This is a genomic window from Trueperaceae bacterium, assembly GCA_031581195.1.
Lineage (GTDB): Bacteria > Deinococcota > Deinococci > Deinococcales > Trueperaceae > SLSQ01.
This window is the reverse complement of sequence record JAVLCF010000149.1, coordinates 1-4,322: the sequence shown is the minus strand read 5'-3', so window position 1 is coordinate 4,322 and position 4,322 is coordinate 1. Positions and strand designations below refer to the sequence as shown.

General features: G+C 75.8%; 4 protein-coding genes. All 4 read left to right on the top strand.

What is annotated here, in order from left to right; all coding sequences use genetic code 11:
* The first annotated feature begins 747 nt into the window (after positions 1 to 747).
* The gene (locus RI554_10635; GenBank protein ID MDR9392472.1) at positions 748 to 1,488 is read left to right on the top strand and encodes a hypothetical protein; all 741 of its coding nucleotides are present in this window, start codon (positions 748 to 750) and stop codon (positions 1,486 to 1,488) included.
* An 85-nt stretch (positions 1,489 to 1,573) separates the two neighbouring features.
* Positions 1,574 to 2,233, top strand: a complete 660-nt coding sequence (locus RI554_10630) for a response regulator transcription factor (protein ID MDR9392471.1) — start codon at positions 1,574 to 1,576, stop codon at positions 2,231 to 2,233.
* On the top strand, positions 2,230 to 3,771 hold the full coding sequence (locus RI554_10625; GenBank protein ID MDR9392470.1) for a HAMP domain-containing sensor histidine kinase: 1,542 nt from the start codon (positions 2,230 to 2,232) through the stop codon (positions 3,769 to 3,771). The genes RI554_10630 and RI554_10625 overlap by 4 nt, the downstream gene beginning before the upstream one ends.
* Before the next feature lie 357 nt (positions 3,772 to 4,128).
* The coding region (locus RI554_10620; GenBank protein MDR9392469.1) for a hypothetical protein at positions 4,129 to 4,322 on the top strand (194 nt) is incomplete at its 3' end.

The window sequence follows — 4,322 nt, the reverse complement described above, 5'->3', positions numbered from 1 at the left end:
CGCTCGCCGCGGGCTTCGCGTTCGTCGTCCCCGCCGCGGGGCTCGCGACCGTCGTCCTCCGCCGCCACCGCACCGCGATGCCCTGACGCGGTGCCCGCGGCGGGGTCGCCGCGCCGTCGCGCCGCGGCGGAACACGTGCCGCGCGTCGAGGGTCGTACCGCGGGAGGAGGGGAGGGGCCTGCGCCGGGCCGGCGGGCGGCCTTCGGATCCATGGCGTGCATTCCACGGCATGAATCGATGGGGTAGGCGTCGTACCTACCCCATCCATGGTTTCGATGCTCGTGCGGGGTTCGGCTCGGACTTCCGAAGATCCCGTCGTCGCATCGGGTTCGGCGTTCCCGGTTCGTGCGCCGGGTTCGCCCCGATTCGCGTCGTGCCCGTCGGTTCGGCGAGGGGGGCGGCCCGTGCTCCGTTCCCGTCCCGCGTCGCCTCCGGTCACGCCCGGATGGCTCTGCGCCCGGTCCCCGTCGGCGCGGACGCCTGGGGAACCTCCGGATCCGAGGCGGACACCTCGGATTCGTTGCGCATCATCGCGCCGCAACCTGACGGCAGCCTGAACGGCGGCGGGGTGGGGCGTCCGCCGCGCCAGGATGTGGCGTACTTCACGCAATCGAGGGTGCCGGCGCCCGCAGGCGCCGGCACGGCCCGGCGTCAGGTGGACGTCAGGTCGCCGGGGTCTGATACGGCTACGTCGGGTGCACCGGATCGACCGGTCGCCACCCCCACCGTCCGCTGGAGGTTCACGCCGTGCCGTACGCCCCTCGCCCCGCTCGCCCCCCGCTCGCCCCGCGCCTCGCCGCCGGGCTAGGGGTCGTGCTGGCGGTCGCGCTGGGGCTGTTGGCGTCGGTCGCGGTCGCGCAGCGCTTCGACCCGCCCGTCGGCGCGGAACTCCTGATCACCGACGAGCGCAGCGAGACCCTCATCGGGTTCGGGCGCGTCGAGGGCGACGGCGTGACGCTGGAGTTGTCCAGCGACGAGCCCGGCACCTGGCGCGTCGTCGTCGTCACGCCCGACGGCACCAGCCGCCCCTACGACGCGCGTTGGAACGGCGAACGCCTCACGCTCGCGCCGGACGGCGCACCCCCCTTCGACGCCGCGGACGCCCTGGGGCCCCAAGGCCGCACCCTTACCCTCACCTGGTGGGACGGCGGCGCGACCGAGGTGCCGACCGACCGCTTCGTCGCGCGTCCGTCCGACCCCGAGCCCGGGGCGGCGCCCGACGTCACCGAAGCCGACGCGCCGGACGTGCCGGACAGCAACCGGCCCGCCCGTCCCGCCACCGCGTCGCGCGACGACGGGGACGACGACGCGGGGCACGACGACCCGGCCCCTCCGCCCGTCGCGGAGGAACCCGCGGACGACGCGCCGGCCGACGACGCGCCCGACGCCGGCGCCAACCGGCCCGGCGGGAACGCCGGGGACGACGACGGGGACGACGGTGCGCAGGACGACGGCTCCGACGCCCCACCCCCCAGCTCCAACCGCTGACGCCCCGCCCGCGCCGGGATCGGACCGACCCCCGACGCGCCGGACGCCCGGCCGACCGCCCCGCGCACGAAGTACCATGACGTCCATGCGCGCCCGCATCCTGCTCGTCGAGGACGACCCCGCGCTCCGTGACCTGGTGGCGCGGGAGCTGCGCGACGCCGGCTTCGACGTGCACGCCGTCGCCCGGGGCGGCGACGCGCTGGCCGACGCCGTCGACCGCCCCCCCGATCTGGTCGTGCTCGACCTGGGGCTGCCGGACATGGACGGCCTCGACGTGGCGCACCGCCTCCACGAGGACGGCGTCGCCATCCTCATGCTGACCGCCCGCACGCAGGTCGAGGCCCGCGTCGAGGGCCTGTACGCCGGCGCCAGCGACTACATGACGAAACCGTTCGACGTCCGCGAACTCCTCGCCCGCGTGCACGCCCACGTCCGCGACCGCGGGAACGGCGGGGACGAGATCGTGCACGGCGTCATCCGGCTCCACGTCGAGAGCGGCACCGTCACGGTCGGGGACGCCAGCGAGGTCCTGCCGACCCGCGAGGCGGACCTGCTGCAGCTGCTCCTCGCGCACCCCGGCAAGGTGTTCCCCCGCGAGGAGCTCGAGCACCGCCTCTACGGCCTCGAGAGCCCCGACAGCAACGCCGTGCAGGTGTACGTCTCGCGCTTGCGCCGGACCCTCGCCGGGCTCGGGGCGGAGAACGCCATCGTGACGCTGCGCGGCAAGGGCTACACCGTCCCGTGAGCCTCCGGACGCGGCTGACCCTCACGGTCCTGGGCGTCCTCACGGCCACCGTCGCCGCCGTCCTCGTCGTCACCGACCTGGCCTTCGCCGCCCAACAACGCCGCGAGACGACGGCGCTCCTCGAGCGCGAACTCGCGCGCGTCGCCGCCGTGGTGCAGTCCGGCCGGATCGGCGGCGACCTCGTCGCCGCCGACGGGGGCGACCTCCGCCTCCAGTTCGTCGCCCGCGACGGCACCGTCCGCATCCCCGACTCCGGCGCGACCGCGCTCCCCGACGCGGGCGCCCCCACGCGCGTGGACGCCCTCCCCGGGCTCGACGGCCGCTGGCTCGTGGCGTCGACGCCGTGGGAGCTGCCGTCGGGCACGCGCGCGGGCACGCTCCGCGCGGCGGTGTCGCTGCAGCGCGCCGACGCCGCCCGCACCGAACTCCGCATCCTCCTGGTCGGGGTGGGGGCGGCGGCGCTCGCCGTCGCCGCCGCCCTCGCCATCCTGGCGTTGCGCCGCAGCCTCGCGCCCCTCGCCGACCTCGCCCGGCAGGCGCGCGACCTCGACCCCGCCGACCCCCACCTCGCCCGCTACGCCGGCCCGGACGACGAGGTCGGCCAGGTCGCGACCGCCCTCAACGCCGCCCTCGCCGACGTCCGCGCGCGCCGCGACGCGGAACGCGAACGCCTCGCCGACGTCGCGCACGAGCTCGCCGCGCCCCTCACCGTCGTCAGCGCCCACGTCGACCAACTCGTCGCCCGCTGGGACCGCGCCGACGCCGCGGGCGGGGGCGCCGCGGCGGACGACGTCGAACGCCTCCACGCCGCCCAGGTCGCGGCCGACGACCTGATGCACGTCTCGCAGGACCTCCTCACCCTCGCGCGCGGCGACCTGGGCGAACGCATCCGCTGGGAGGTCGTCGACGCCGCCGCCCTCGCCCGCGAGATGGCGGACGCCCACCCCGGGCTGCGGCTCCGCCTCGACGACGCAGCGGACCTCCGCGTCGTCGCCGACGCCGCCCGCCTCCGGCAGGTGCTCCGCAACCTCCTCCGCAACGCAGAACGCGCCGCGGGCGGCGCGACCGGCGTCACCCTCGCCGTCGGGGCGGAGGCCCCGGCACCCGCCGGGACCGACGCCCCGCCGTCCCCCGACGACGCGAAGGAAGCGCGCGTCGTGCTGCGGGTCGAGGACGACGGGCCGGGCCTCACGGACGCTCAGGCGCGGGAGATCTTCGAGCGCTACCACACCCGGACGGGCGGCACCGGGCTGGGGTTGGCCGTCGTCCAGCGCCTGGTGCAGCGCATGGACGGCGCCGTCCACGCCGAACCCCGCCCCGGCGGGCGCGGCGCGGCGTTCGTCGTCGCCCTCCCCGCCTTCGACGCCGCGCAAGGCGACGCCGCGCACGATGCCCCCGATCCGGACGACCGCGACCCCGACGCCCCCACGCGCGGGGTCCCGCACACCGAGGGACGCGGGGGCGGAGGTGCCGCCCCCGGTCCCGCGGACCCGCCCACGCCGATCGACGAGGGCGACCTCGGCCCCCCGACCTCCTGACGGGCCCGCGTGCGGGCCGGTCCTGCATCGAGGACGCCCGTGCGAAATCCGCCACGAACGCCCACCAGGTGGGCGTTCACCGTTGACAGGGGCCGGCCGACGTGCAAGCATACGCGTGGATATCGGCCACCCGATTCACGCGGCGGTTGGAAGGAGGTGCGGCGCCGCGCCGAAGCACGGCCGGATCTGGGACCCGAGCGACGCGAAGGTGCGTGCTGGACGAGGCAACTCGGACAACTCGACCGGAACGCCCGCCGCCTCACGAAGGTCCCTCGCAACCGAATCATCGGACCCGTGCGTGGCTCGGTGAGAACGAGGAACCGGACTCCGGTTCGACGCTCTCCACCGCGAGGCCACGTGAACGCGTGGGAACCGAAGGGACACCGCAAGGCCGTCGGATTCGTGCCCGACCCCTCGCCCCCCGACCCACCCCGCGTTCCTGGCCATCTCGAAACTTCCTTTTTGGAGGAACGAATGAAATTCTTCAAGTATCTCGCGCTGTTGGCCGCGACCACGATGTTCCTGGCCGCGTGTCAGCAGAGCGAAGACGA

What these genes read in the sequence shown, in the direction of transcription:
- RI554_10630 (MDR9392471.1), top strand. Translation starts at nt 1,574, where the DNA reads ATGCGCGCCCGCATCCTGCTCGTCGAGGACGACCCCGCGCTCCGTGAC.